Below are 25642 nucleotides of genomic sequence, written 5' to 3'. Positions count from 1 at the left end.
GGCTTTTTTTACTATTTTTTGTTTATAATAATAATGGGTGAAATTATGATTAGAATTTGTGCAGTAACAAAAACAAATGAAGTATTATATGATGTTTCTCTAGAAGAAACAAAGAAAGACCATATTGTATGGTATTGGCTAGATTTATATAAGCCAACGAAAGAAGAGTATACATATATTCTGCAGGACCATTTTAAGTTCCATCCCCTTGCAATTGAAGACTGTATAGAATACGTACAGAGGCCAAAAGTTGATTTTTATGATGGATATAACTTTTTAGTTCTTCATGCATTTGGGGAAGATGGACTAGAACCGCACGAAATCGATTTATTTATTAGTGATCGTTATATTGTTTCTTTCCACTTTTCTCATAACAATGCAATCGAAAGAGTATGGAAAACACTTGGAGAAAAGAAGCGTATTAAAAATAGTCCTTTACACGTAGCTCATACAATTATTGACCAAATTGTAGATGACTATTTTGCGCCTGTATATTACATTGAGGATCATTTAAATGCAATTGATGATAATTTAACCGGGGAGACAGCAGGAAGCGTATTAGAAGAGGTATTTGATATACGTGCAGATTTATCAAAGCTAAGGCGTACAATCATTCCAATGCGTGATTTATTATATCGTATTTTAAATTCGACTCGTTTTTATGGTATAAGCGATCATGAAATTTACTTTAAAGATATACATGATCATTTGCTTAAACTAACAGAAATGATTGAGGCAAGTCGAGAGTTAACAGCAGATATTCGGGATAGTTATTTTTCATTAAACTCACATCATATGAATAACATTATGAAAACATTAACTGTATTCTCGACTATTTTCATGCCATTAACATTTATTGCGGGAGTATATGGAATGAACTTTACGCATATGCCAGAGCTTGGTGGACAATATAGTTATTTTATTTGTCTACTTATCATGGCACTAATTGGCGGCGGAATGATGGCCTGGTTTTATAAAAAAGGATGGTTTAAGTAAAAAAACACCGAGGATTTCCTCGGTGTTTTTTTAACCAATAGCATGTAATACAAACATAGCTAAGAATAAGCATGTAATGATATACATAGATGGTGCGACTTCTTTACGCTTTCCAAGAGCAACTTTTAAGATAGGGTAAGCAATAAATCCGAACGCAATGCCATCAGCGATACTATATGTGAGCGGGATCATAACGATAATTAAGAATGCTGGAAATCCTTCTGAAAAGTCATTCAGAGGAATTTGTTGGATGCTTGTAATCATCAGCCCGCCAATAATAATTAAGATTGGTGCAATGGCACTATCAGGAATTAATTTGACAAATGGAAGAGCAAACAGTGATGCAAAGAATAGCAACCCAGTAACGATAGACGTCAGACCTGTCTTACCACCTGCAGTAATACCTGCGGCACTTTCTACTGTTGAAACGGTAGGACTTGTGCCAAATAGACCACATGTCATTGCTGAAATTGCATTGGCTTGGTAAGCACGTGGGAATTTACGATCATCTTCTAATAAACCGTGCAGAAGTCCCATGTTCTCAAAGATAAGCACCATGCTTAAAGAGAATGTTGCAATCCAAAACGGTAAGGAAGAAAGTTTCCCAAATGACATAGCTCCAAACACATCACCGTAATTAGCGAATGAGAATGAACTATTTCCCACTTGACTCGTATCCACAAGACCAAATAACCATGCGATACCAGTTCCTATTGCAATCGTCCATAAAAAGTTTCCACGTACGTTACGAATAAATAATACAAGTGCAATGATAAGAGTAAGTAATGTCGCAAGAACGACAGGATTACTTAATTTCCCCATTGCCACAGCAGTATTTGGGTTCGAAACGACTAAACCACCTTTTTGCAATCCGATAAACGCTAAAAATAATCCGATGCCGACAGTAATCGCTTCCTTTAATGACTTTGGAATTGATATTGATAGCACGCGAGCGATTGGTGTAAAAGCGGCAATTGCAAAAATAATACCAGAGATAAAGACAGCAGCCAATGCTTCTTGCCAAGTTAGTCCAAGCGCATGCACAGCTGTGTACGTGAAGAATGCATTTACACCCATACCCGGGACAAGAATAGCAGGTGCATTTGCCCAAAATGCCATGAGTAGACATCCGACAAATGAACTAAAAACAGTTGCTAAAATTCCAGCTTCAAGAGGAATGCCAGCATCTGATAAGATTGACGCATTTACAATCATAATATATACGATTGTGAAAAATGACGTAACTCCAGCTAAAACTTCTTGTTTTGGTGATGTTTCGTGTAAACCTAATTTAAATGTTCTTTCAAGTATTCCTTTCATGTTAAACCTTCTTTTTCATATCCCTCTCCCACCCGTGATATCTCTTTTGTAAGAGCTCACCGTTCTTTATTATATCAGAACATCATGTTTTTACAACAAGTAAAATGATAACGTTTACTTGTAAAGAGAATTCGTTATAAATACGTAAAAATAGCCCGTATGGATGAAATGATTTCTAATTCACCCGATTGAATAGGCGGGGCTGCTTGTGCATGTAAAGTAGCATAAGACGTAACCTCCCTTGGTAATTGGGCAGATTCTTCAACGAATGAGAGGGGAACAGGATTAATATTTAAATTATATGTACTCGCAATAGCACGAGCTTTTTCTACTGCTTGGTGCAGAGCTTGAATGAGAGCTTGCTCATAATATTTATTTGGATGAGATACTCGGAAACGTAAACCTTTTGCTACATTTGCACCATTTGAAACGGCTATATCATATACTTCCCCAGCTTTTTGTACATTTAAAACGGTAATTTCATACAAATGCTCCACGCGGTATCCTTGTAGCAATGCTTTATCATTTACATATTCGTATTGAGGAGTGATCGTATAAGAAATCGTTTCTATATCTTTATCGGCAATACCAAGCTGTTTAAGTGCATCCAGCAATTGTTTGGATTGCACTGCATTTTCTTCTTGAGCCTGTTTTACATTTTTATCATCTGTTCGAATGCCAAGCGTTAATATAACAACATTCGGTTTTGCTTTAACGACGCCTTCCCCTTGTACAGTAATAGTAGCTTCTTTACCAGTATTAGCTGTGCGTACGTTGTGTAAATAAGGATTCATTCCACCCTGCATTTTCCATCACCATCCTTTTTATATGTATATGTGTGAACAAAAAAGAAATTTATATGAAAAAAGTTACATAAATGAGAATGTTGAGGAAAGAAAGCATATACAACATAGGTATTTATAGATTATAATATGTGTAAATATGATAAAAAAGGGACGAGGCTATTGAACGAAAAAAGAGAAACACTGATTTTAGATTTATCTGCATCATTTCGAAAAATGATACGTTTATTACAAAATGATATTAATACACGTTTTGCAGAACATATGCCATATAATGAATTTTCTGTATTACGTGCGTTATTTTTAAAGAGTCCACAGATGGCTTCGCAAATTGCGAGTGAAGTAAACGTAACCTCCAGTCATATTACAGCTGTTACAGATCGTCTCGTACGAAAAGGATTAGTAGAAAGAAAACGTTCTAATTCAGATCGTCGAATCGTGTACTTAGAAATTACAGAGCACGGAAGAGAAGTAACTGAAAAACTTGAAGCTGTGCGTAAAGAATATTATAAAGAGAGATTTAAAGGTTGGAGCGACCAAGAAATAGAAATGGTCTTAGAACTATTTGGCCGCGTATTATAATAAATGAGGATAGGAAGCGAAAGCATTCCTATCCTTTTTCTTTTGAATAAAAATATTTTGAAACTCCGATACTTTAATTAAAAGATCGGAGGAAAGATTATGAAATATATTGCTGCACTTACCATTTTATTTGGTGGTTTTTTCTGTTTTCAAACATTCACGTACGCAAATACGCCTATCCAAGTGGTGCGAAAAGAAGTGAAGTACATTGAAAATGATAATACAGTTTTATATTCGAAATTATGGGTTCGTTCTATGCAAAACGCAGTATTATTCCACCATAGCGATAATATTCGTAATCAGGACACATTACGTAATGTAACAAGTTCATCGCTTGTTAAAGCGAAGCAACTATCTTTTCAGAAAGCAGCACTCTATATACCGAGACTATCGCAATACGTATCAAAAATAGGAAAAGAAAATATTCAAGTGTACTACATTGCGATTCACTATAATGTAAAAAAAGAAAATGCATATCAATTAGATGGCATGAACTATTTTCTACAAGTATTCGTAAAAGAGCGTGGGGAATGGAAAATTGCCGAAAGTGTAGTTGCCCCGACAGAGCAAATTGTGCAAAATGGTGATGGATTTGGGATGAAAGAAGAGATGGTGTATGGGGATAGGAGAGAGAATGTGAAATAACCTCCTTTTAAAGGAGGTTATTTCACACGCCAAGAAAATTTTAATTTTAATAAGCGAGATAATAGTAGGTAGACTATCGTACTGGTCCCTATAAAACCAATATAATAATTTAAGATAGAACGACTTCCGCCCGCTGCCATTCCTCCAAACATTCCAATAAAGATTACACAACATATCATACATAGTGTTTTAAGCTTCGGGTATAATAGAAAGTTTCCGTTTTGTTCATTAGGTGATCTTGTATATAAGTACATTCCTAAAGGGAATAGAATAAGTATATTTGCAATTGGACCGGTAAGTTTTGTTGCTGAAGGAATATACGTAAAATTAGGTTCATCATGACGTACGCCTTGTTGATCAGTATAAGCACGTTGAGGATCGTAATTAAAATTAATATTAAATCCACGAACGGGCGCTAAAATACTCATTTTTTCTATTACTGAACCGTAACGATCTACATTTTCCTCCGTATAGACGGTATGATTGGAAGTAAGTCCAACCGTATGAATAGAAATAGCTCCGGCAATTAGAGTCGGCAAAATAAAAGGGAATCCAAGTATAGCAACACTGAAGAATCCTTGTGAAATCATATTACCAGCAATTGTTCCTATGCATAATGCAAGTGTATAGATAGCAATTAAGATGATAACCATGTACAAGAAGTAAGTATGAAATGGTGAAAATATTTGATACTTATTATGAAAGGTTGTCTTTTTCATAATAGCAAAAAGTCCCCAATTTAGTATAACGATAGCTACAATATTACACACAACAAAAAGCCATTTCGTTATGAAGAGATGTTTTCGTTTAAATGGCATAGACCATAAAATGTCACTGGATTGATTTTGACGTTCCCATCCAATAAGAATGCAGGCTAATATAATAAGGAGTCCTCCTTGAACCATGATAGCATCGGGAAGTGAAAGTTGATAATAGTATCGGTATATATATTTCCATTCATTATGTTCATGAAAATATTTTAATTGCTCGGCAGCTGCTAAATAGTATTTATATGATAGTACATAAAAACTTACTAACCAAAATAGCCAAACAATATATTTACTTTGTTTGTAGGTATGCACCCATAATGCTTTTTGAAACATAGGATCTCTCCTTTAAAAAACTTTATAGTTTGTAAGACGTGATAATATAAAATAAGTGACGATTCCAAATAAAAAGAATCCAACATAGTAACTAAATAATAAATCAAAACGTTTTAACATTTGCCCACCTATTAATGCAAAATAAAAGGTAGTACACCACATCCAGAGTGAGTTGTATTTTGGAAAAAGGAAAATTTTCTTATTATGTTCATTAGGTGACCTTGCATAGAGAAACATCCCAATAAGCAAACTGAAAATTGTATAGAAGATAGGAACAAGTATTATTTTTGCAGAGTAATAACTATGAAAAGTAGGTCCCCTTTGTATTACTTTTCCATGATCTTCATCTGATTGGGCAGTAGGGTGGTAATTATAACTAATTGAAAAGTCTAATATAGCGCTTGAAATGTTGGTTTTTTTATTGAATTTATAAACGTTTTCGAAACTTGTATAACTTTTATTTTCGTGTATTGCTTCAGCATGAGCTGTAAAGAAAAGGAGTAAGAGTGAAAAGATTCCCATTCCCATTATGCAAAAAGTAATGCTGAAGATGCTTTGTGAAATAATACTGCCAGTAAATGTACCTATACATAAAGAGACAGTATAGATAGCGATATATGTGAAAATTGCATACAAGAAATATCGATGAAACGGTTCGAAAGATTGATATTCAAAGTGAATCGTAGATTTATAAATAAAATACATAAGACCCCAATTGATTAGAAATGATAGTAAAATGAAAAATCCACCGAAAACCCACTTCGATAAGAACATATCACGTCTTTTAAATGGAAATGTCATAAGTGAATCTCCATTTTGATTACTTCGCTCCCAGCCAATTAATATACAGGATAGGATAATTGTAATAATACTTAACCAAAAGCTATTAGAAGAATAAAAAGAATAATGATAGTAGAACTTTTCTTCACCTATTTTTTCTGGATGGAGAAAGAGAGACTGTTGAGTTTCTGCTGCTTGATAGTATTCGAAAGATAAAAAATAAAGTGAACTGAAGAGAAAAAGTAACGCAGCATATTTCCCACGCTTCCAATTCCACATCCACAATGCCTTATGAAACATACCCATCCTCCTCCAGTGTCGTAACGAAGACATCTTCAAGTGACATTGTTAATTCTTCAATGAGTATAGGTTGCTCTTTATAAAACTTCTCCAGTGTTGTAGCCACATTTCCCTCAATTAAAATCGTATACACTTTTCCTGTTTGATTTAATATTTTAATATTGCTTAAGTTTTCTAGTTTTTGAGGTAATGAACGCTCGTAAGCTACTTGTATTTTTGCGAATCGTGATTTTGCATCGTCTAGTGATGTAATAGACGAGATAGTATGGCCTTTTAATATAATGATTGTATCTGCAATTTGTTCCACTTCATCTAAATGGTGAGTTGAGATGAAAATGGTAATTTCTTTTTCTGCAACTTCTCCAACGAGAAACTGTAAAATCTGTCTTTTAACGATAGGATCAAGTCCGTTTGTTGGTTCATCTAAAATAATATATTCTGCCTGTGCAGCAACAGCTAAAATGATAGCAAGCTGTGCCTTCATTCCTTTTGAATAACTACGAATTCGTTTGTTTGGTAAGTTGAAACGTTCTAGTAGTTCGTAGAAATATGGTTCATCAAATGCGGTATAAACTGCTTTATAAAACTTCACGATTTCTTTTACTGTATAACCGTTCAGTATGTTAGTAGAATCCGGGACATATACGATTTTTTGTTTCGTTTCAGGATTCTTATGAATGTCGATATCCTCATATGTAACAGTTCCCTCATCTGGGTCTAAAATGCCGACTATCGTTCGTAATAAAGTTGTTTTCCCCGCACCATTTCTTCCAAGTAATCCGACGATACTACCTTTTTGTAATGTGAAAGAAACATCGTCTAAAATTGTTTGATTATCAATTGTTTTCTTCAAGCTTGTCACTTTCAACATCCGTATTCCCTCCAATCTCTTTATAGTATGAATCTATCCAATCATGAATTTTATCTTTCGTAATACCAAGATAAGAGGCTTCTAATAGTAATTGATGAAATTGCTTTTCAACCATAGCGATTTTCCTTTCGTCTAATGTTGGGGTAATCGATTGGGATACAAATGTTCCTTTTCCTCGTAACGTTTCAATAATTCCTTGTCGCTCTAACTCTTGATACGCTTTACTCACTGTATTTGGATTTATAACGAGTAAAGAAGCGAGTTCGCGTACAGAAGGAAGTTTATCACTTGGAGCCAACATGCTTTTCAATACGAGTTCTTTTATATTTTGAACAATTTGTTCCCATATCGGAGTGTTGCTTCTTGGGTCAAGTTGAATATGCAAGAGCAATGTCTCCTTCCTCATATGTATTAAGTGTACTACTATGTGTAATACACTTAATACAATATAAGGAACGAATGTATTTGTCAACTGAAAATAATAGAAAAAATTGGTATTAAAAAAGGAGAATTGGAAAAAATAGGTCTGATATAGAATGGAGGGTTAGTCATGAAGCGAGTTTTTGGAATACTTGTTTGTTTCATGTTATTGCTTTCTGGAACTTCAGTGAGTTTTGCGCAATCTGAAAAAACGAAGCAGGAGAAAACAGAAGAAACAACGCCGAAGTTAGCGGAACAAGCGTCGTCAGCAATCGTAATTGAGCAAGATACAGGTAAAGTTTTATTTGATAAAAACCCAAATGAAAAATTACCACCTGCTAGTATGACAAAGATTATGACAATGCTTTTAATTATGGAACAAGTTGAAAAAGGAAAACTAAAACTGACCGATAAAGTTAGAGCGAGTGAACATGCAGCTTCAATGGGTGGATCGCAAATCTTTTTAGAACCTGGGGAAGAGATGACTGTAAATGAGATGTTAAAGGGTATTGCAATTGCATCTGGAAATGACGCATCTGTTGCAGTAGCCGAGCATATCGCAGGTTCAGAAGAAGGATTTGTAAATATGATGAACAAAAAGGCGAAAGATTTAGGGCTGAAAAATACACATTTTCAAAACCCAACAGGTCTTCCGGCCAAAGACCATTATTCGACAGCAAATGATATGGCTATAATGGCGAGAGAATTGATGAAGTATCCACTTATTCGTAAATACACAGGTAAGTACGAAGATTATTTACGTGAAGATACGGATAAAAAATTTTGGCTCGTTAATACGAATAAGCTAGTACGTTTTTATCCTGGCGTAGATGGAGTAAAAACAGGTTTTACGACAGAAGCGAAATATTGTTTAACAGCATCGGCTGAAAAAAATGGCATGCGTGTCATTTCAGTTGTCATGGGAGCACCAACATCAAAAGAACGGAACAACCAAGTGACGAAGCTTCTTGACTATGCATTTGGACAATATATGACAAAGAAATTGTATACGCGTGGCGAAAAAATTAAGACAGTTCAAGTAGGGAAAGGGAAAAAAGAAAAAGTAGATTTAGTTGCATCAGATAATGTTTCTCTTCTTATGAAGAAGGGCGAGAATATGGACAAGGTAAAACAAGAAGTAATTGCTGAAAAGAAAGTAAAAGCACCGATTAAAAAAGGTGACGCGCTTGGTACACTTGTTATAAAAAAAGATAAAGATGTTTTATTAAAACAAACAATTGTAGCAAAAGAAGATGTTGCTGCAGCGAGCTGGTGGGAGTTATTTAAAAGAAGTTTTGGGATGTTTTCAACATCAAAATAGCGGCAAATATTTTGCCGCTTTTCTATTCGTATATAAGTGAATAATGCTGAAAGGTTTCACTTTATGACGAAATAGTTCTTCTTTTGTCAGCAGGAAGGATTCTTATTTTGTATCACGAAAATCTTTATGTATGTGAATAAGTAAAGTTTGAGCATAAGGAGGAAATCGTGTGAGTCTTTCCATGCAATTAGAAGTAAAACGTGACGTCCTATGTGTGAGACTAGAGGGTGAATTAGATCATCATACGGCTGAAGAGTTGCGAACGAAAGTAACAGATATGATTGAGACACATGGTGTTCATCATATTGTTTTGAGCCTAGAGAACTTATCTTTTATGGATAGTTCTGGTCTAGGTGTTATATTAGGCCGATATAAACACGTAAAGGGATTAGGTGGAGAAATGGTTGTTTGTGCAATTTCACCGCCTGTTAAGCGTTTATTTGAAATGTCGGGCTTATTCAAAATCGTTCGCTTAGAAGAAAGTGAAGCGCACGCGCTCGCGACGTTGGGGGTGGCATAGATGAGAAATGAAATGAACCTTCAATTTTCAGCATTAAGTCAAAATGAATCGTTCGCTCGCGTTACTGTGGCGGCTTTCATTGCACAACTAGATCCAACGATGGAAGAATTAACGGAGATTAAAACAGTTGTGTCAGAAGCGGTTACAAATGCAATTATTCATGGATACGAAGGAAATGCAGAAGGTATTGTTTATATTTCTGTAATTTTGGAAGAAGCAATGGTGAAACTCACGATTCGAGATGAAGGGATTGGAATCTTTAACTTAGATGAAGCGAGACAACCCCTTTTTACAACTAAACCTGAATTAGAGCGTTCCGGAATGGGATTTACTATCATGGAAAATTTTATGGATGAAGTAGAAGTTATTTCAAACGAATCTTTCGGGACAACAATCCATTTGACAAAATACTTATCAAATAGTAACGCTCTATGCAATTAAGGAGAATAGCCTATGGACATAGAGGTCAAAAATGAGAAGAAGAAACCTCAGTTAAAGGACCACGAGCTAAAAGCGTTAATTCAAAAAAGTCAAGATGGAGATCAACAAGCGAGAGATACAATCGTTCAAAGTAATATGCGCCTCGTTTGGTCGGTTGTACAGCGGTTTCTTAATCGAGGATACGAACCAGACGACCTATTTCAAATTGGATGTATTGGGCTCTTGAAATCGGTAGATAAATTTGATTTATCTTTCGACGTGAAATTTTCAACATATGCAGTTCCAATGATTATTGGTGAAATACAACGTTTCTTACGTGATGATGGATCAGTGAAAGTTAGTAGGTCTTTAAAAGAAACAGGAAACAAAATTCGAAAGATGAGAGATGAGCTTTCGAAAGAATTCGGAAGGGCTCCAACGATTAATGAAGTGGCAGAGGCACTAGAACTAACGCCAGAGGAAGTTGTTCTAGCACAAGAAGCGAGCCGGGCCCCTTCATCTATACATGAAACTGTATATGAAAACGATGGAGATCCAATCACTATTTTAGATCAAATTGCAGATCAATCTGAAACGAAATGGTTCGATAAAATTGCTTTAAAAGAAGCGATTAGAGAACTAGATGAACGAGAGCGCTTAATTGTATACTTGCGTTACTATAAAGATCAAACACAGTCAGAAGTAGCCGAGCGCATAGGCATTTCGCAAGTACAAGTTTCAAGACTTGAAAAGAAAATATTAAAACAGATGAAAGATCGAATAGACGAATAATTGTCTATTCGATTTTTTTATGCCGTTAATAGGAGAGAGATGTTAATTTTCGCAAAAATTAACAGAATTTATTGATAATTTAGTAAATTTAAAATATAATCCAAGTATGAACTTGTCATAAAGGGGGAAGGAAACATGGAAACGAGGCAACAGTGGGGAACGAGAGCTGGATTTATTTTCGCAGCGGTCGGATCTGCCGTTGGATTAGGAAACATATGGCGTTTTCCTTATACAGCGTATGAAAATGGAGGAGGAGCATTCTTTTTACCGTATTTATTTGCATTATTAACGACTGGTATTTCATTGTTAGCGTTTGAGTTTGCCCTTGGTCATCGTCATCGTGGCTCAGCACCACTTACATTTTTCCGTATTAGCCCGCGTGCAGAATTTATTGGATGGTGGCAAATGTGCGTAACATTTATTGTTTCAACATATTATGCAGTGATTATTGCTTGGTCTATATCGTATACATACTTTGCAATTACTGGAGCATGGGGAAAAGACACGCAATCATTTTTATTTAAAGAGTACTTACATGTTGCAGATAAGCCAGGACAATTTGGAGGACTTGTACCAGAAGTATTAATTCCGTTAGCTCTCGTTTGGATTATTGTGCTTGGCGTTGCATTTAAAGGAGTTAAAAAAGGAATCGAAGTTGTTAACCGTATATTTATTCCTTTATTAGTTGTTATGTTCCTTATTATCGTTGTTCGTGCAGTGACGATGGAAGGTGCTATGCAAGGACTAGATGCATTCTTTAAACCAGATTGGAGTCGTATTTTTGATGGGAAAGTATGGCTTGCTGCTTACGGTCAAATATTCTTTAGTTTATCTTTAGCATTTGGAATTATGATTACGTATTCTAGTTATTTACCGAAAAACTCGGATACAACAAATAATGCCTTTATTACTGGATTTGCAAACTCAGGATTTGAATTATTAGCAGGTATTGGGGTCTTTGCAGCTCTTGGATTTATGGCAAATAATATGGGAGTACCGGTTGATAAAGTAGCAAGTGCTGGCGTTGGGCTTGCGTTCGTAGTATTTCCCCAAATTATTAATGAATTGCCGATGTCACCGTTGTTTGGTGTTTTATTTTTCTTATCGTTAACGGTTGCTGGAATTACATCACTTATTTCACTCGCGGAAGTATGCTTTGCCGCTGTATCTGAAAAATTCAGTTTAAGTCGGGAAAAAACTATTGGAATTATGGGAACCCTTCTCGTGTTAGTTTCTCTTGTTTTTGCAACACGTGGTGGACTTATGTTCTTAGATGTTGTCGACTATTTCGCTAATAATTTCGGATTAATTACAATTGCACTTGCGGAAGTAGTTACGATAGGACTCATTTTACGCCGTTTACCAGTTTATCAAAATCATGCAAACTTTGTATCTGATATTAAATTAGGAACGTTTTGGAGAGTGAGTTTACTCGTTATTACTCCGCTTATGTTAGGGTATATGCTAATTGATGGTACAATCCAAAATATTAAAAAGAACTACGGAGATTATCCGACTGAGTTTGTTGTAACGTATGGTTGGTCGATAGCAGCAGCATTCCTCATAGTTGCAATAATCATTGGCCTGAAAAAATGGGATGCACAAATTCATTCGGATTCTGCCAAGCTTGAAAAAGAATGGAAAGATCGAGGTGTTTCATAATGAGTGGATCAGCGATTATGATGATGGTTATTGGAATAGTAGTCATTTGGGGAGGGCTTGCATTAAGTATTGCAAACTTATTTAAGAAAAAGGCATAAGTAAAAAACATCTGTACCGAAATGGTGCAGATGTTTTTTTATGAAAAAATTGTATTAGAAAAAAATTCAATAACCATACTACAACTACGAGGAAGAGTGAAGGGGTGAATGAAAGTTGGAACAAACGATTTATATTAAAATGCGCAATCGTTTAAAAGTTTCTCCTACTTATGAAGTAAAGCTGGGCGATGTTGCTCAACTTGCCGGAGATTCTTCCGTAGTTGAGTTGTTACAAAATGAGATAGTTTACAAAATAACAGCGCATGATAAGACGCATGTTGTAATTGATGTTATGAAAGTAATTGAGATTATTCAACAGAAAGCATCTCACGTACAAATTAATTTACTCGGTTCTGGACAAACTCTTGTTGAAATTATATACGAAAAAAAGAAGACACACCCAATTTTTTTCGGGCTTGTATGGCTGTTACTGTTCATTGGAGCGGCCCTTGCGATCATTTATTTCCATGAAGATGTAAGTATGCAACAAGTACATCAACGGTTATATTACATGATTACTGGAGAATTTAATGCACAACCACTTTTATTTCAAATTCCTTATTCTTTAGGTCTTGGCTTAGGGATGGTTTTATTCTTTAATCATGTATTTCAAAAGCGAATTAATGAAGAGCCGAGTCCGTTAGAAGTTGAGATGTTTCAATACCAACAGTCACTTGATCAGTATGTAATCGTTAATGAAAACAAGGATAATATGAAACAACTTGCCGATGATTGAGTCTGGATTTGTTATTTTAATTGGTTTAGCTGGAGGGATTGCGGTAGGTAGCGGATATGTCGCATTTTTAGCTGTACTTGGTATAATCCCCCGTTTAGCTCAATTAACGAGAAGTGGAAAGCATATTCAATATTTTGAGTGGGCAGTCATTGCAGGTACTTTAACAGGGGCTTGGTGCAGTTTGAAAAACATTACATTTCAAACGTCGCAATATTGGCTCGTTATATTAGGGATATTTTGTGGCACATTCATCGGAATGCTTGCTGCGGCATTAACAGAGGTGTTAAATGTTCTACCTATTTTAGCGAAACGAGTAGGGGTAGAGGGGAAGATTATTGTTTTACTCGTTGCTCTTGTACTTGGGAAAGTAATAGGATCGTTGTTTCACTGGATTTATTTCGTAAAGTAGGAGGCAGTATATAAATGACAAGTCAGAAATTGAAGGATGATTACATAAATAAAGTGAAGGAGTATCATCCAAAGCCAAACTATTTACTAAATTGTATCAAAGCATTTCTTGTAGGTGGACTCATTTGCACAGTTGGAGAAGTATTGATGAAATTTTATATACATTATTTTCACTTCAGTGAACAAGAGGCAGGAAACCCAACTGTTGCAACCCTTGTTTTATTATCCGCGATTTTAACAGGGTGTGGTGTATATGATAAAATCGGTCAATTTGCTGGAGCAGGATCAGCGGTACCGGTAACAGGATTTGCAAATTCTATGGCGAGCGCTGCCTTAGAACATAAGAGCGAAGGGGTTGTTCTAGGGATTGCTACAAATATGTTTAAACTGGCAGGAAGTGTGATTGTATTTGGGGTTGTTGGTGCATATATCATTGGGTTAATAAGGTATACCTTTAAAATTTTTATGTCTTAAAGGAGGGGCTAGTATGAGGTTGACCGGAAAACAAACGTGGGTATTTCAAAATGATATATATGTGAATGCAACGGGTACTGCTGTCGGTCCGAAAGAAGCTGAGGGCCCTCTTGGGAAAAAATTTGATACTTCATATGATGACTTGCATTGTGGAGAAGAAAATTGGGAGCTTGCCGAACGAAGATTAATGTCAGACTCAATTCAACAAGCAGTGCAAAAAGGGAATATAAAAACATCGCAAATTGATTTCTTTTTAGCGGGAGATTTATTAAATCAAACAGTGACAGCAAATTATGTTGCGCGTAAATGGGGCATTCCTTTTTTAGGAATGTTTAGCGCTTGTGCGACGTCTATGGAGACTTTAGCAGTTGGCTCAGCTTTTATAGACGGTGGATTTGCAAATCGTGTTTTAGCTACAGTAAGTAGTCATAATGCAACGGCTGAAAGACAATTTCGCTATCCAACAGAGTACGGTGGACAAAAGCCAGGGACAGCAAATTCAACTGTGACTGGTGCAGGGTCTATATTAATTAGCAATGAAAAAAGTGCAATTAAAATTACGTCGGCTACAATTGGAAAAGTGCAAGATTTAGGAATCACAAATCCTTTGGATATGGGAGCAGCGATGGCTCCAGCAGCAGCTCATACAATTCAACAACATTTTGAAGATTTAAGAAGAAGTGCCGATGATTATGATTTGATTGTTACGGGTGATTTATCAGCTGTTGGGACGCCGATTGCGAAACAACTTTTACTTGAGGAAGGTTATGATCTTGGACATATATACAATGATTGTGGATTGATGATTTATGAATCAAGTCAAGAAGAAGTGTTTGCAGGTGGTAGTGGTTGCGCTTGTTCAGCAGTTGTCACATATGGTCATTTATTACACGAGATGCAAAAAGGGAATTTACAACGAATTTTTGTCGTTGCGACTGGTGCATTATTAAGCCCGATGATGATGCAACAGAAGGAAACGATTCCAACAATTGCACATGGTGTCGTATTTGAGAGAGTTAAAGGAGAGTGAATTGTGGATTTTATATATGCATTTCTTGTAGGTGGAGTTATTTGTTTAATTGGGCAACTATTGTTAGATTTCGTAAAGTTAACACCAGCTCATTTAATGGCAACTTTTGTAGTCATCGGAGCAATTTTAGATGGATTTGGATTGTACGATAAACTAATAAAGTTTGCAGGTGCTGGAGCAACAGTCCCTATTACAAGTTTTGGACATTCACTATTGCACGGAGCAATGCATGCAGCAGAAAAACATGGATATTTAGGAATTGGTATTGGCATGTTTAGTTTAACGTCTGCGGGCATTTCCGCAGCGATATTGTTTTCGTTTTTTATAGCACTTATATGTAAACCGAAAGGATAAATCAAATGAGACGAAGGGTTGTTTTGGTCACAGATGGAGATGAATATGCAAAGCGGACAATTGAGCTTTTAACGAAGGAATTTGGGGGAAGGTGTATTTCAGCATCACAAAGTAATCCAACCAAATTGACAGGGAAAAAAGTTGTTGAGCTTATTATGCAAACGCCATATGACCCTGTATTTGTCATGTTTGATGACAGTGGATTTATTGGAGAAGGATCTGGTGAAAAGGCTTTAAAATATGTGGCTACCCATAAACAAATTGATGTGCTCGGTATTTTAGCGGTAGCGTCTAATACGCATCATTGGGAATGGGCACGTGTAGATGTAAGTGTAGATCGGAACGGGAATTTAACCGAATACGGTGTTGATAAATTTGGACTTCCAGATGGTGAAATTGGCAGAATTAGCGGAGATACAATTTATTGTTTAGATGACTTGAATGTTCCTGTCATCGTTGGAGTCGGTGACATTGGTAAGATGTGTGGAAATGATGAATGGGAGAGGGGATCACCTATTACGAAGAAAGCAATTCAATTAATTTTGGAAAGGAGTGGTTTTTATGACGAAGCCTAAAAAAGTGGATATCCCTATATCAACTTTCATAAGTGACAATGAAAATTATTTAAAGCAGACAGTTGGACTAGGCGTTACATACGATGTTGGTATTCGTAAATTTCAAATTTTGAATAAAGAAATTGGTGTGTTATTTGTAAACGGACTTTGTGATACAAATTATATTATCCCTATTTTAGAAGAAGCGGTGGATACAAATGAGATAAGGGATGTAGAAGAAGATACAGTGAAGCTTTTAGAGAATCGCTTAATCCATCAACAAGTAAGTAAAGTGAAAACGATGGATGAGGTAATGCTCCAAGTATTATCAGGACTCATCGTGATATTTGTGGAAGGTGAAACGGAAGCGTTCGCAATCGATGTTCGTAGTTATCCAGGGCGAACGCCGACAGAACCAGATACCGAAAAGGTAGTACGCGGTGCAAGGGATGGATTTGTTGAAAATATCGTTGTAAATACAGCATTAATCCGTAGAAGAATTCGAGATCCACGTCTTCGAAATGAAATGGTTCGAGTAGGAGATAGATCACAAACGGATATTTGTATTACATACGTTCAAGATGTTGCAAATCCAGATTTAGTAAAGATTATAAAACAAGAATTAAATAACATCGATGTAGATGGAATTACGATGGCGGATAAAACAGTAGAAGAATTTGTTGTAAAGCAAAGCTATAACCCATTCCCACTTATTCGATATACAGAAAGGCCAGATGTAGCAGCAAATCATCTACTAGAAGGACATGTGTTAGTACTTGTTGACACATCGCCAAGTGCTATGATTACACCGACAACATATTTTCATCATTTACAGCACGCGGAAGAGTTTAGACAAAATCCAGCTGTCGGTACATTTTTACGCTGGGTGCGCTTTTTAGGTGTTATATTCTCGTTATTTTTATTACCATTTTGGTTAGTGTTTGTATTTGATCCAACTCTTTTGCCAGCAAATCTTGCTTTTATTGGACCGACTAAGATGACGCATTTACCAATTTTATTACAGGTGTTAATGGCAGAGGTCGGACTTGAGTTTTTAAGGATGGCAGCCATTCATACTCCAACGCCGTTATCGTCTGCAGCAGGGTTGATTTCCGCTATATTAATTGGTCAAATTGCAATTGATGTAGGTTTGTTTGTGCCAGAAGTGATTTTGTATGTAGCAGTTTCGATGATTGGTGCATATGCAACACCGAGTTATGAATTAGGATTAGGGAATAAGGTTGGGAAATTGTTTGTTATTATTTTAACAGGCCTCTTCCATGAGATGGGATTTGTAATTGGTATGACGATATTAATTTTATTTTTAACGTCTATAAAAAGTTTACAAACACCTTATTTATGGCCGTTTTTACCATTTGATTGGGGCGCATTAACAAAAATTTTACTCCGTCCAACGATGTCTAGTTTAAAAGTACGACCAAGTATTGTAAGACCTCAAAATGTAAAAAGACAAAAATAAACGGGATTATACACCCGTTTATTTTTTTTTAGCAAAAATTTATTATTTTTTAACAAAAATCAAACATTTTTTGTGTACACTTAGAGTAGATATTGTGTATGGAAGGGGAAGAGGACATGATTAAATTATTTGTAAGTGATTTAGATGACACGCTCGTTTACGATGTGAATCATATGCAAAAAGAAGATGAACGTGCGCTGTGTTGGTTAGCTGAGAAAGGGACAAATATTTGTTTTGCCTCTGGCCGCTTTACACACAGAATTGATGAAGTTGTAAAAAGGTTTTCATTCCCATATTACACAACTGGCTTAAATGGAGCGACAATGTTGCTTCCGGATGGAAATTTATTTCATGAATCGAGTTTTGAAAATGTGGTTGCCCAGGAAATATATCGATATATACATAAAAAAGGACTAGCGGATATTGTTTGTGCAAATGAGCAGCGATATACAAAAAGGAAGAATGAACATCACCATAATTTTGAAGCGTATATGGGCGTGCATATCGCTGAAATTGAAGCGTTAGAAGAAGAGTTTGGTAAGACTGTACACCCTGCAAAATTGTTTGTTTTTGGAGAAGAAGAGAAAATTGTGACGTTAGATCAAGAGCTACGAGATATGTTTCAAGGCGAAGCGGAAGTTTTTATATCAGGTAAACGCTATGTTGATATTATGCCAAGAGGCGTGAGTAAGGGGAGTGCTCTAAAGCGACTAATGGACCATTTGCAAATTGAAGCAAATGAAGTTGCTTGTATTGGAGATTCTTTCAATGATATTTCTATGTTTGAAGTAACCCCGCATTCATTTACTCTTCATCATGCCCATCCATATGTAAAGGAGAAAGCAAATCATATAGTGCGTTCGGTTGAAGAGGCTGTTATGAAATTACCGTTACTTGTATAAAAAAAGAAGCCCGTCACTGGCGGGCTTCTTTTTTACTTGAATAAAGATTTAACAAAATCAATGATACTTGAGAAGAAATCTTTCACTTTATCTAGAAAACTTTGTCCTTCTTCAGAACCTAAGAAGGCAGAAACGTGTTCTTTTGCTTTGTTTAATTGACTACCAACTTGATTCCAATCGATATTAAGATTTTTCATTTTATCAAATAACGATACTAAGTTATCTAACTGTTCATCTGTCAATGTAATGCCGAGTTGATCAGCAATTTTTTTAATTAATGAACGTAAATCTTCTGTTGTTTTTGGCTGTTCTTTTGCAATTTCTTCTTTAATTTTTGCAACAAGTTGAACTGCTTTTTCTTCACCAATTTTATCACCAAGCTGGGCTGTTTGTACCATTTCTTCATTCGCTACTTTTTTAACTTCTTCAGGAATTTGTTTATTGGACGCAGTTTCGTATGCTTTCATTAATCCAGTTAAAGCTGCAGTTCCTGAAACTTTAAAAGGTGCAGTAATTTGAATTTCTGCATCTTTTACACCTGCTGTAATCAAAGCGTTAGTGTACATTGCATCTGTTACCCAGTTAATGTTCTTTGATTGTACAATAAGACCAGATCCTGGTTTTGTGTATGTAATCATAGAAGAAGAAATTGCTCTCGTACCAATTTGTGCTTTTGGAACAATGCCTTCTAGAAATTTATGTTCTTCCGCATTAGATACAGTAATAATTGTAGCATCTTTCGGTGCTTTCATTTCTTTTAACAGATCTTGTTTTTGTTGTTCAGATAAGTTCTCTCCTAATGTAACAATTGATTCTCCCTCGATGATGTCTGCAAACGAAGCTGTTGGCATCATAAATACCGTTACAGCTAATAGCAGAGCTAGTAATTTCGTTTTCACGAAAAATCGCTCCCTTTCTCTTTCTAAAATTTTCGGGCAACAAAGTTATTATAGTATATATTTCTTATTTGTCACCTAGCTTTTTCCACATTTCAAAAAAGAAGTATCTAGATTGTCGGATTCTTTTTGTTTCTAGTCATGAATGTGGTAATATAGTGCTGAGATACTTGAAAGGAGACATATACGTATGAAAACTTTAGGATACATATTAATGGAAAACGGTGAAAAAATCGACTTGGAATTTTTCCCAGAAGAAGCACCGAAAACAGTAGAAAACTTTAAAAAATTAGCAGAGCAAGGATTTTATGATGGTGTTACATTCCACCGTGTTATTCCTGGCTTCGTAAGCCAAGGTGGAGACCCAACAGGTACAGGTGCAGGTGGCCCAGGATACTCTATTCCATGTGAAACTGATGGAAACCCTCATAGACACCTTGTAGGATCACTTTCTATGGCTCACGCTGGCCGTAACACAGGCGGTAGCCAATTCTTTATCGTTCATGAGCCACAGCCGCATTTAGATGGTGTTCATACTGTATTCGGTAAAGCAACAAGCGGTATTGAAACAGTATTAAAAATGCGTCAAGGCGATGTAATGAAAGAAGTTAAAGTTTGGGAAGAATAAGGTAAGGAAAAAGAGAGCTTTTGCTCTCTTTTTTATTTTTAATGAGATTGAGTACTACTTCTACAGCTCATCATACAAGTAGTATTGTTGCTAAAATATATTGCTTGTGAGAACAAACCTTTAACCAATTACATAGAATACATTACATTATATGTTTCAATAAATATTTTTTGTTATATTAATTTTGCTAGAATTGTGCTGCTTTAGAGTAACTATAAATGAAGTGCTGTTGAATGATATGTTTCTTTCCATTCCATATAAAATTTTCTTTTTTTAACTCTATTTATTAAAGGAATAGTGCTGAAACATAGATTTGACTTTCTTCTTTTCGCTTTGTATGATTATCAAGTTGTTTTAGACTCTTCTCACTCTGTTGAAAATATTGTAAAATGAATGTGATATGAAAAGAGTGATTGAGGGGATTACTAGTTTGTAACTTTTGTAAGAAGGGATAAGGGTTATGTTAATTCGTTTTAAAAAAAGTTATGAAAAAATTGCAATGGGGCTTCTTTCGTTTATGCCAACTGAAAAAGATGTGAAAACATTACAATTGACAATGAAAGAATATGAAGCAAAAGATGATTGGCAATTGTATTTGTGGAAAGAAAATGAAGATTTTGTTGGAATAATGGGGATTGTAAAAAAAGAGAATCAAGTATTAGAAATTCAGCATTTGAGTGTGAACCCGTCTCACCGTCATGTGGGGATTGGGACGAAGATGGTTCAAGAGTTAAAGAGTAAATTTCTTGAGTTTACAATTTGCGGAAATGAGCAAACAGCAAGTTTTTGCGAAAAATGTAAAGGGCTAGAACAAAATATACATTCGTGAAAGCAGAGATAAGTAGTTTATTATCTCTGCTTTCTTTTTTGTAATTGTTCGTTTCGTTCAGTAATGACCTCTGTGCGATCACGCAAAGTGTGCTTGTTTATAATATATTCACCTGGGATAGCATTCAAGTCTTTCCAAGGGAGGTTTTGTTTTTGACATAACTCTATGCACTGCTTCTCTAACGATGAATCTGATAAGGGTAAAAATAAAGGTACAAAACGTTCTTTTTTATGGATAGATTGCAATCTTTCATTGAGCAAGGAAAGAAGTTGTACTTGATTAATTCCTAAACGTTGTAAAGGCACACCGCTTTTTTCTAAAATTGTAATTGCGCTTTTCATCATTTTTGTAGAACCATTCCAATTAGCACGTCTTTGGTGGTATAAAGAAACTGCAATTTGAATGAGACCAACTAAGTAATGATCACGATTACCTCTTGGTTTTGTCTTCCAATACTCTTCTAGTATTTCGTGGCATTCAAAATAGTCATAATCTCCATGGAAATGAATTAAAAATTGTATGTATTCGGTAGGATACATGTTTTCTCGCTCCTATCTAACGGTTATACATATAAGTGTATCATAGAAATATGAACAATAAACGACTAGGAGGTTTCCCCCTAGCCGTTATTGTTCATATTAGCAGAAGCAAGCTGCTCCTACAATAATTAGTAAAATAAACAGTACAACAAGTAATGCGAACCCACCGCTAAAACCACAATCAACGTGACCCATAGTTTTTTGACCTCCTACATTGTTCTTACTACACTGTTATCATATGAAGTGGTGGGCATGATGACATAGGCATCGGTCTATTTTTAATTAAATTTCTTAAAAAGGTTGGATAGAACATGAGTATGCTCTATACTTATGTTGTTATAGAAAAAATGTGGTGGGATGCTTTGTGCAATATAATTTTAAAGTAGAGGCTTTTGAAGGGCCGTTAGATCTATTGTTACATTTAATACATCGTTATGAAATTGATATATATAATATTCCTGTAGCAGATATTACAGAGCAATATTTATCTTATGTGCATACGATGAAAGAACTTCAATTAGATGTTGCAAGTGAGTATTTAGTAATGGCTGCAACGTTATTACAAATTAAAAGTAAGATGTTGTTGCCGAAACATGAAGAAGATGTACTTGATAACGGTGATGATTTTATAGATGATCCTCGTCAAGAATTGATGGAGAGGTTAATTGAATATAAGAAATATAAGCAAGTTGCTACTGAGTTAAAAGAAAGAGAACAAGAAAGAGCACAGCTATATACACGTCCACCAATTGACTTTACATCGTTGCAACAAGAAGAGGAGACAAGCTTACCTCTTGATGTTACGTTATATGATATGCTAGCAGCATTTCAAAAATTAATGCGCCGTAAAAAGGCAAAAAAACCTGTAACAACACGTATTACTCGTCAAGAAATACCAATTGAACAGCGAATGACTGATATTTTAAAACAGTTAAAAATAAAGGGTGGTCGCCAAAGTTTTTATGATTTGTTTGTTGATGATGAACGTGAAATAATGGTTGTAACATTTTTAGCAGTTCTGGAACTTATGAAAAATCAACAAATCATAATTGAGCAAGAACATAATTTTGATGAAATTTTCGTATCAAGCTCTAATAAATCTGCATAGAGCAAGTATGTGAAAATGGGATAGCAACATTTTATCTCATGCTATGTTTTAATGTATCGTTTGGAACAAGAGAAAAAATATTGAACCGAACGCATTAATTGTGATTCGGTTTTTTGATGTGTATTTTTATGAGAAAATAGAAGGAAGGAGCTCGTGAAATGGATAGGAAAGAACAAAAGTCAATTATTGAAGGCCTTTTATTTGTTTCTGGTGATGAAGGGATTTATCCAGAACAAATAGCGAAAGTTCTTGAAATTGAAATGAATGAAGCAATTAATATTTTAGAAGAAATGCAACAAGAATGTGAAGGTGCAAACCGTGGTTTGCAAATTGTACAGTATGCAAAAGTATATCGTTTTGCTACAAAGAAAGAACATGCTTCATATTATCAAAAATTAATAGATACACCAACAGCTGCTTCACTCTCACAAGCTGCCCTCGAAACGTTAGCGATTGTTGCATATCGCCAACCAATCACAAGGACTGAAATGGAAGAGATTAGAGGAGTTAAAACTGATAAGGCGTTACAAACGTTGGTTTCACATTTACTTATAAAAGAAATGGGAAGAGCAGAAGGACCAGGGCGTCCTATTTTATACGGAACAACAAAAGAATTTTTAGACACATTTGGATTGAAAACATTAGATGATTTACCACCGCTTTCTGAAGAGAATGAACAAATGAATGAAGCAGATTTATTCTTCGGTTCCTTACAAGAGATATCGAAATAAAAGCTTAGCATTTTGCTAAGCTTTTTTTGTATATCAATTATTTACAGTGCCATACTAAATGAAAAAAGGAGACGAGTTATGAGAGGTATGCGGATTATTTTATTATTAGTTTCTGTTTTATTATGTTTTTCTTTAAATAGCGCATCAGCTAAAAGGTATATGATGTCCATTCATACTACGTCTCCTTTACATATGCATCGGCAACATCTTAGTAAAATGAAAGTGAGCTTTTTAAAAGTGGGGCAAGGTGACGCAACACTTATTATAATGCCAAATGGACAAACAATGTTAATTGATGGAGGACCTTATGAAGCAGGAGAGGTTATTATTCAGAAATTAATTGAGAAAGGGATTAATCATTTAGATGTAATTGTCAGTACGCATCCCGATATGGATCATATAGGGGGGTTAATTCCAATTGTAGAGCAAATGCCGGTATCGCTTATATTAGATAGCGGAAAAACATATAGTTCTCTTACTTATCATACGTATCGGAATAATATAAAAAAAAGAGGGATACCTTTCGTTTCAGTAAAGGAAGGACAATATATACCGCTGGATCCACATGTTTCTATACAAGTATTAAACAACGGGAAATCAAAAGATGAAAATAATGAATCCTCAATTGTTTTAAAGGTGCGATATGGAAAAGCGGATTTTTTATTAATGGGTGACGCGGATGTACGGACAGAACATGAAATATTAAAACAATTTGATGTCCATGCAGATGTGTTAAAAGTGGGGCATCACGGCTCATATACTTCAACAAGTGAAACGTTTATAAAAAAAGTGGAACCGCAGTTTGCTATTTTGTCGTACGGGAGTAGTAATCCGTATGGACATCCTCACCAAAGTGTAGTGAAACGCTTAAAAAGGCACGGTATAATGGTATATAGAACGAATAAAAGTACAGTAGAAATGGAAACAGATGGTGAACATATTATGTTAGAGTCTAGCGGGTTAATGCCATTATTGAAGTGATTTCTATATTAGGGGGGCGATACTGTCCCTTTTTGGAAAAATGAATAATATATATTATAATTATAAGAGACGTAAGAAATTTCCTTTTCTGTTGAATAAAAAGGAAATTTTATTAGAATGTATAGACAACTACTCGTGTGTATATTAAGATGGAACTAGGCGAATAAGGTAATAATAACAAGTAGGTAATTCATGGGAAAGGATCGATGAAAATGAAAACGCAAATTGTCATCAATGCCAAAATTTACACAGGTCAAGAAATAGTGGAAAACGGATTTATTCGTTACGCAGAAACCATTAAAGAAATTGGTTTGATGGCTCAATATGTACCACAAGAAAATGAAACTGTTTTTGATGCTACAGGGAAGATTGTAATTCCAGGTATGATCGATGTTCATATTCATGGTGGATACGATATTGATGCGATGGATGCAAATAGCGATGGGTTAGTAACTCTAGGTAAAGAAATGTTAAAAGAAGGGGTTACAACTTACTTCCCAACAACAATGACACAAGCTCCAGAGGCAATTGAAGCAGCGTTAACTGCTGCAAAAGAAGCAAAAGAAAAAGGAGCGCATTTCGAATATATTCACTTAGAAGGACCTTATGTTTCAAAGAAACGTGCAGGTGCACAACCACTTGAACATATCGTTCCTGCAAATATTGAGCAATTTAAACAATGGCAAGAAGCAAGTGGGAATTTAATTAAATTAGTAACATATGCACCAGAAGAAGAGGGAGCATTAGAGTTTGAACAATATCTTGCTGAAACTGGTGTAGTTGGCACAATGGGGCATACAGATGCAATTGATGGGCAACTAAAAAATAGAAAAATTACACATGCAACACATTTATACAATCAAATGCGTGGATTACATCACCGTGAACCAGGAGTTGTTGGTCATGTGTTATTAAATCCAGATGTAATGGTTGAAGTAATTACAGATGGTATTCATATTCACCCTGATATGGTGAAATTAGCATATAAGTTAAAAGGACCAAAAAAAGTAAGTGTTATTACTGACGCAATGCGTGCAAAAGGTCTTGAAGATGGATTATATGAGCTTGGCGGACAGCCAGTACATGTAAAAGATGGTAGTGCTCGATTAGAAGATGGAACGTTAGCTGGTAGTATTCTAAAAATGGATCAAGCTTTCCGAAATGTAATTGAATTTACAGGTTGTTCAATCGAAGATGCAGTACTGATGACATCAGTTAACCAAGCAGAAGAGTTTGGATTAAATAATAAAGGTGCATTAGCGGTAGGAAAAGATGCAGACTTTGTTGTGATGAATGAAGATTTACATGTATATGATACGGTTCGTTTAGGAATTCATATGAAGGAAGGGAAGTAATTAA

32 protein-coding genes are annotated in these 25642 nt (G+C 35.4%); 23 read left to right on the top strand and 9 right to left on the bottom strand.

The annotated features are described in order from the left end of the window. The first annotated feature begins 33 nt into the window (after nt 1-33). Nucleotides 34-996 carry a magnesium/cobalt transporter CorA gene (corA, locus tag NST90_RS19250; protein WP_025709112.1) on the top strand — a complete coding sequence of 321 codons (963 nt, stop codon included), beginning with the start codon at nt 34-36 and terminating at the stop codon, nt 994-996. 30 nt (nt 997-1026) lie between these two features. Here the strand turns inward: corA and NST90_RS19245 are convergent, their stop codons facing one another. Both NST90_RS19245 and NST90_RS19240 read right to left on the bottom strand, forming a co-directional pair. After that, a complete protein-coding gene (locus tag NST90_RS19245) occupies nt 1027-2316 on the bottom strand; it encodes an NCS2 family permease (protein WP_283748085.1) in 1290 nt (429 codons plus the stop codon). 134 nt (nt 2317-2450) lie between these two features. After that, nucleotides 2451-3122 (bottom strand): SIMPL domain-containing protein, encoded by a 672-nt coding sequence (locus tag NST90_RS19240; protein ID WP_001161448.1) that lies wholly within the window; start codon nt 3120-3122, stop codon nt 2451-2453. A gap of 159 nt (nt 3123-3281) precedes the next feature. On the opposite strand from NST90_RS19240, the gene NST90_RS19235 reads away from it, so the two are divergent. Then, nucleotides 3282-3701, top strand: coding sequence for a MarR family transcriptional regulator (locus tag NST90_RS19235; RefSeq protein ID WP_001003305.1), 420 nt, complete (start codon nt 3282-3284; stop codon nt 3699-3701). Nucleotides 3702-3800: 99 nt separating this feature from the next. Continuing rightward, nucleotides 3801-4346 carry a hypothetical protein gene (locus NST90_RS19230; protein ID WP_025709110.1) on the top strand — a complete coding sequence of 182 codons (546 nt, stop codon included), beginning with the start codon at nt 3801-3803 and terminating at the stop codon, nt 4344-4346. A 17-nt stretch (nt 4347-4363) separates the two neighbouring features. Here the strand turns inward: NST90_RS19230 and NST90_RS19225 are convergent, their stop codons facing one another. From NST90_RS19225 to NST90_RS19210, 4 genes are read right to left on the bottom strand one after another with little or no spacing between them, the layout of a single operon-like run. Further along, nucleotides 4364-5449 carry an ABC-2 transporter permease gene (locus tag NST90_RS19225; protein ID WP_283748084.1) on the bottom strand — a complete coding sequence of 362 codons (1086 nt, stop codon included), beginning with the start codon at nt 5447-5449 and terminating at the stop codon, nt 4364-4366. A gap of 12 nt (nt 5450-5461) precedes the next feature. Beyond that, on the bottom strand, nt 5462-6529 hold the full coding sequence (locus NST90_RS19220; RefSeq protein ID WP_025709106.1) for an ABC transporter permease: 1068 nt from the start codon (nt 6527-6529) through the stop codon (nt 5462-5464). Further along, nucleotides 6519-7400 carry an ABC transporter ATP-binding protein gene (locus tag NST90_RS19215; RefSeq protein WP_016123302.1) on the bottom strand — a complete coding sequence of 294 codons (882 nt, stop codon included), beginning with the start codon at nt 7398-7400 and terminating at the stop codon, nt 6519-6521. Before NST90_RS19215 ends, NST90_RS19220 begins: the two co-directional genes overlap by 11 nt. Beyond that, entirely contained in the window at nt 7366-7785 is a 420-nt protein-coding gene (locus NST90_RS19210; protein ID WP_000548044.1) for a GntR family transcriptional regulator, read from the bottom strand. The genes NST90_RS19215 and NST90_RS19210 overlap by 35 nt, the downstream gene beginning before the upstream one ends. 165 nt (nt 7786-7950) lie before the next feature. Here NST90_RS19210 and dacF point away from each other — a divergent pair, with 165 nt between their 5' ends. From dacF to NST90_RS19140, 14 genes are all read left to right on the top strand, one after another. Next, nucleotides 7951-9141 (top strand): serine-type D-Ala-D-Ala carboxypeptidase DacF, encoded by a 1191-nt coding sequence (gene dacF, locus NST90_RS19205; protein WP_000831998.1) that lies wholly within the window; start codon nt 7951-7953, stop codon nt 9139-9141. A 169-nt stretch (nt 9142-9310) separates the two neighbouring features. Continuing rightward, nucleotides 9311-9661, top strand: a complete 351-nt coding sequence (gene spoIIAA, locus NST90_RS19200; protein ID WP_000059135.1) for an anti-sigma F factor antagonist — start codon at nt 9311-9313, stop codon at nt 9659-9661. Next, nucleotides 9662-10102 carry an anti-sigma F factor gene (gene spoIIAB, locus NST90_RS19195; RefSeq protein ID WP_001243398.1) on the top strand — a complete coding sequence of 147 codons (441 nt, stop codon included), beginning with the start codon at nt 9662-9664 and terminating at the stop codon, nt 10100-10102. It begins immediately after the preceding gene. Between the two features lie 12 nt (nt 10103-10114). Beyond that, a complete protein-coding gene (gene sigF / locus NST90_RS19190; protein ID WP_000350729.1) occupies nt 10115-10873 on the top strand; it encodes an RNA polymerase sporulation sigma factor SigF in 759 nt (252 codons plus the stop codon). A gap of 135 nt (nt 10874-11008) precedes the next feature. Next, the gene (locus NST90_RS19185) at nt 11009-12535 is read left to right on the top strand and encodes a sodium-dependent transporter (protein ID WP_000450088.1); all 1527 of its coding nucleotides are present in this window, start codon (nt 11009-11011) and stop codon (nt 12533-12535) included. After that, nucleotides 12535-12633 carry a methionine/alanine import family NSS transporter small subunit gene (locus NST90_RS19180; protein ID WP_000016826.1) on the top strand — a complete coding sequence of 33 codons (99 nt, stop codon included), beginning with the start codon at nt 12535-12537 and terminating at the stop codon, nt 12631-12633. Before NST90_RS19185 ends, NST90_RS19180 begins: the two co-directional genes overlap by 1 nt. Nucleotides 12634-12748: 115 nt before the next feature. Beyond that, entirely contained in the window at nt 12749-13369 is a 621-nt protein-coding gene (locus NST90_RS19175; RefSeq protein ID WP_000438369.1) for a stage V sporulation protein AA, read from the top strand. Next, complete coding sequence (gene spoVAB, locus NST90_RS19170) at nt 13362-13778, top strand: stage V sporulation protein SpoVAB (RefSeq protein WP_000572936.1); 417 nt, start codon at nt 13362-13364, stop codon at nt 13776-13778. The genes NST90_RS19175 and spoVAB overlap by 8 nt, the downstream gene beginning before the upstream one ends. 14 nt (nt 13779-13792) lie before the next feature. Beyond that, nucleotides 13793-14251 carry a stage V sporulation protein AC gene (spoVAC, locus tag NST90_RS19165; RefSeq protein WP_000203810.1) on the top strand — a complete coding sequence of 153 codons (459 nt, stop codon included), beginning with the start codon at nt 13793-13795 and terminating at the stop codon, nt 14249-14251. Nucleotides 14252-14264: 13 nt separating this feature from the next. Beyond that, nucleotides 14265-15281 (top strand): stage V sporulation protein AD, encoded by a 1017-nt coding sequence (gene spoVAD, locus NST90_RS19160; RefSeq protein WP_006921412.1) that lies wholly within the window; start codon nt 14265-14267, stop codon nt 15279-15281. Nucleotides 15282-15284: 3 nt separating this feature from the next. Next, on the top strand, nt 15285-15635 hold the full coding sequence (gene spoVAE, locus NST90_RS19155; RefSeq protein WP_000345916.1) for a stage V sporulation protein AE: 351 nt from the start codon (nt 15285-15287) through the stop codon (nt 15633-15635). Nucleotides 15636-15640: 5 nt separating this feature from the next. Further along, on the top strand, nt 15641-16210 hold the full coding sequence (locus NST90_RS19150; protein ID WP_001254415.1) for a stage V sporulation protein AE: 570 nt from the start codon (nt 15641-15643) through the stop codon (nt 16208-16210). Continuing rightward, nucleotides 16197-17669: a spore germination protein SpoVAF gene (gene spoVAF / locus NST90_RS19145; protein ID WP_000165595.1), complete on the top strand. Its 1473-nt coding sequence runs from the start codon at nt 16197-16199 to the stop codon at nt 17667-17669. The genes NST90_RS19150 and spoVAF overlap by 14 nt, the downstream gene beginning before the upstream one ends. A 98-nt stretch (nt 17670-17767) precedes the next feature. Further along, the gene (locus NST90_RS19140; protein WP_002024734.1) at nt 17768-18571 is read left to right on the top strand and encodes a Cof-type HAD-IIB family hydrolase; all 804 of its coding nucleotides are present in this window, start codon (nt 17768-17770) and stop codon (nt 18569-18571) included. 32 nt (nt 18572-18603) lie between these two features. Here the strand turns inward: NST90_RS19140 and NST90_RS19135 are convergent, their stop codons facing one another. Then, complete coding sequence (locus tag NST90_RS19135) at nt 18604-19470, bottom strand: DUF1002 domain-containing protein (protein ID WP_283748083.1); 867 nt, start codon at nt 19468-19470, stop codon at nt 18604-18606. A 187-nt stretch (nt 19471-19657) separates the two neighbouring features. Here NST90_RS19135 and NST90_RS19130 point away from each other — a divergent pair, with 187 nt between their 5' ends. After that, the gene (locus NST90_RS19130; RefSeq protein ID WP_000853782.1) at nt 19658-20095 is read left to right on the top strand and encodes a peptidylprolyl isomerase; all 438 of its coding nucleotides are present in this window, start codon (nt 19658-19660) and stop codon (nt 20093-20095) included. 460 nt (nt 20096-20555) lie between these two features. Further along, nucleotides 20556-20924: a GNAT family N-acetyltransferase RibT gene (gene ribT / locus NST90_RS19125; RefSeq protein WP_000908401.1), complete on the top strand. Its 369-nt coding sequence runs from the start codon at nt 20556-20558 to the stop codon at nt 20922-20924. A gap of 20 nt (nt 20925-20944) precedes the next feature. On the opposite strand, the gene NST90_RS19120 is transcribed toward ribT, so the two are convergent. Further along, entirely contained in the window at nt 20945-21463 is a 519-nt protein-coding gene (locus NST90_RS19120) for a DUF309 domain-containing protein (RefSeq protein ID WP_000283596.1), read from the bottom strand. 99 nt (nt 21464-21562) lie between these two features. Then, a complete protein-coding gene (locus tag NST90_RS19115) occupies nt 21563-21658 on the bottom strand; it encodes a YjcZ family sporulation protein (protein ID WP_000510194.1) in 96 nt (31 codons plus the stop codon). A gap of 169 nt (nt 21659-21827) precedes the next feature. Here NST90_RS19115 and scpA point away from each other — a divergent pair, with 169 nt between their 5' ends. The 4 genes from scpA (at nt 21828) to nagA (ending at nt 25638) form a co-directional block, all read left to right on the top strand. Then, the gene (gene scpA, locus NST90_RS19110; RefSeq protein WP_001199753.1) at nt 21828-22571 is read left to right on the top strand and encodes a segregation/condensation protein A; all 744 of its coding nucleotides are present in this window, start codon (nt 21828-21830) and stop codon (nt 22569-22571) included. A 158-nt stretch (nt 22572-22729) separates the two neighbouring features. Further along, a complete protein-coding gene (gene scpB, locus NST90_RS19105) occupies nt 22730-23302 on the top strand; it encodes a segregation/condensation protein ScpB (RefSeq protein WP_000375168.1) in 573 nt (190 codons plus the stop codon). A 78-nt stretch (nt 23303-23380) separates the two neighbouring features. Further along, the gene (locus tag NST90_RS19100; RefSeq protein ID WP_001214830.1) at nt 23381-24283 is read left to right on the top strand and encodes a ComEC/Rec2 family competence protein; all 903 of its coding nucleotides are present in this window, start codon (nt 23381-23383) and stop codon (nt 24281-24283) included. Between the two features lie 212 nt (nt 24284-24495). Continuing rightward, nucleotides 24496-25638 (top strand): N-acetylglucosamine-6-phosphate deacetylase, encoded by a 1143-nt coding sequence (gene nagA / locus NST90_RS19095; protein WP_006928115.1) that lies wholly within the window; start codon nt 24496-24498, stop codon nt 25636-25638. Nucleotides 25639-25642 lie beyond the last annotated feature (4 nt).

Source organism: Bacillus sp. FSL E2-8900 (assembly GCF_037966225.1).
Lineage (GTDB): Bacteria > Bacillota > Bacilli > Bacillales > Bacillaceae_G > Bacillus_A > Bacillus_A cereus.
Note: the sequence above shows the minus strand (reverse complement) of the source record. Positions and strands in the feature narration are given on the sequence as shown.

Coding starts and splice junctions, on each gene's coding strand:
- ribT (WP_000908401.1), top strand. CDS start 20,556: ATGTTAATTCGTTTTAAAAAAAGTTATGAAAAAATTGCAATGGGGCTT.
- nagA (WP_006928115.1), top strand. CDS start 24,496: ATGAAAACGCAAATTGTCATCAATGCCAAAATTTACACAGGTCAAGAA.
- NST90_RS19215 (WP_016123302.1), bottom strand. CDS start 7,400: ATGTTGAAAGTGACAAGCTTGAAGAAAACAATTGATAATCAAACAATT.
- NST90_RS19230 (WP_025709110.1), top strand. CDS start 3,801: ATGAAATATATTGCTGCACTTACCATTTTATTTGGTGGTTTTTTCTGT.
- spoVAD (WP_006921412.1), top strand. CDS start 14,265: ATGAGGTTGACCGGAAAACAAACGTGGGTATTTCAAAATGATATATAT.
- NST90_RS19115 (WP_000510194.1), bottom strand. CDS start 21,658: ATGGGTCACGTTGATTGTGGTTTTAGCGGTGGGTTCGCATTACTTGTT.
- NST90_RS19130 (WP_000853782.1), top strand. CDS start 19,658: ATGAAAACTTTAGGATACATATTAATGGAAAACGGTGAAAAAATCGAC.
- spoIIAB (WP_001243398.1), top strand. CDS start 9,662: ATGAGAAATGAAATGAACCTTCAATTTTCAGCATTAAGTCAAAATGAA.
- NST90_RS19185 (WP_000450088.1), top strand. CDS start 11,009: ATGGAAACGAGGCAACAGTGGGGAACGAGAGCTGGATTTATTTTCGCA.
- corA (WP_025709112.1), top strand. CDS start 34: ATGGGTGAAATTATGATTAGAATTTGTGCAGTAACAAAAACAAATGAA.
- spoVAF (WP_000165595.1), top strand. CDS start 16,197: ATGACGAAGCCTAAAAAAGTGGATATCCCTATATCAACTTTCATAAGT.
- spoVAB (WP_000572936.1), top strand. CDS start 13,362: ATGATTGAGTCTGGATTTGTTATTTTAATTGGTTTAGCTGGAGGGATT.
- NST90_RS19240 (WP_001161448.1), bottom strand. CDS start 3,122: ATGCAGGGTGGAATGAATCCTTATTTACACAACGTACGCACAGCTAAT.
- NST90_RS19225 (WP_283748084.1), bottom strand. CDS start 5,449: ATGTTTCAAAAAGCATTATGGGTGCATACCTACAAACAAAGTAAATAT.
- sigF (WP_000350729.1), top strand. CDS start 10,115: ATGGACATAGAGGTCAAAAATGAGAAGAAGAAACCTCAGTTAAAGGAC.
- NST90_RS19220 (WP_025709106.1), bottom strand. CDS start 6,529: ATGTTTCATAAGGCATTGTGGATGTGGAATTGGAAGCGTGGGAAATAT.
- scpB (WP_000375168.1), top strand. CDS start 22,730: ATGGATAGGAAAGAACAAAAGTCAATTATTGAAGGCCTTTTATTTGTT.
- NST90_RS19150 (WP_001254415.1), top strand. CDS start 15,641: ATGAGACGAAGGGTTGTTTTGGTCACAGATGGAGATGAATATGCAAAG.
- spoVAC (WP_000203810.1), top strand. CDS start 13,793: ATGACAAGTCAGAAATTGAAGGATGATTACATAAATAAAGTGAAGGAG.
- NST90_RS19100 (WP_001214830.1), top strand. CDS start 23,381: ATGAGAGGTATGCGGATTATTTTATTATTAGTTTCTGTTTTATTATGT.
- NST90_RS19140 (WP_002024734.1), top strand. CDS start 17,768: ATGGAAGGGGAAGAGGACATGATTAAATTATTTGTAAGTGATTTAGAT.
- NST90_RS19120 (WP_000283596.1), bottom strand. CDS start 21,463: ATGTATCCTACCGAATACATACAATTTTTAATTCATTTCCATGGAGAT.
- NST90_RS19245 (WP_283748085.1), bottom strand. CDS start 2,316: ATGAAAGGAATACTTGAAAGAACATTTAAATTAGGTTTACACGAAACA.
- NST90_RS19180 (WP_000016826.1), top strand. CDS start 12,535: ATGAGTGGATCAGCGATTATGATGATGGTTATTGGAATAGTAGTCATT.
- dacF (WP_000831998.1), top strand. CDS start 7,951: ATGAAGCGAGTTTTTGGAATACTTGTTTGTTTCATGTTATTGCTTTCT.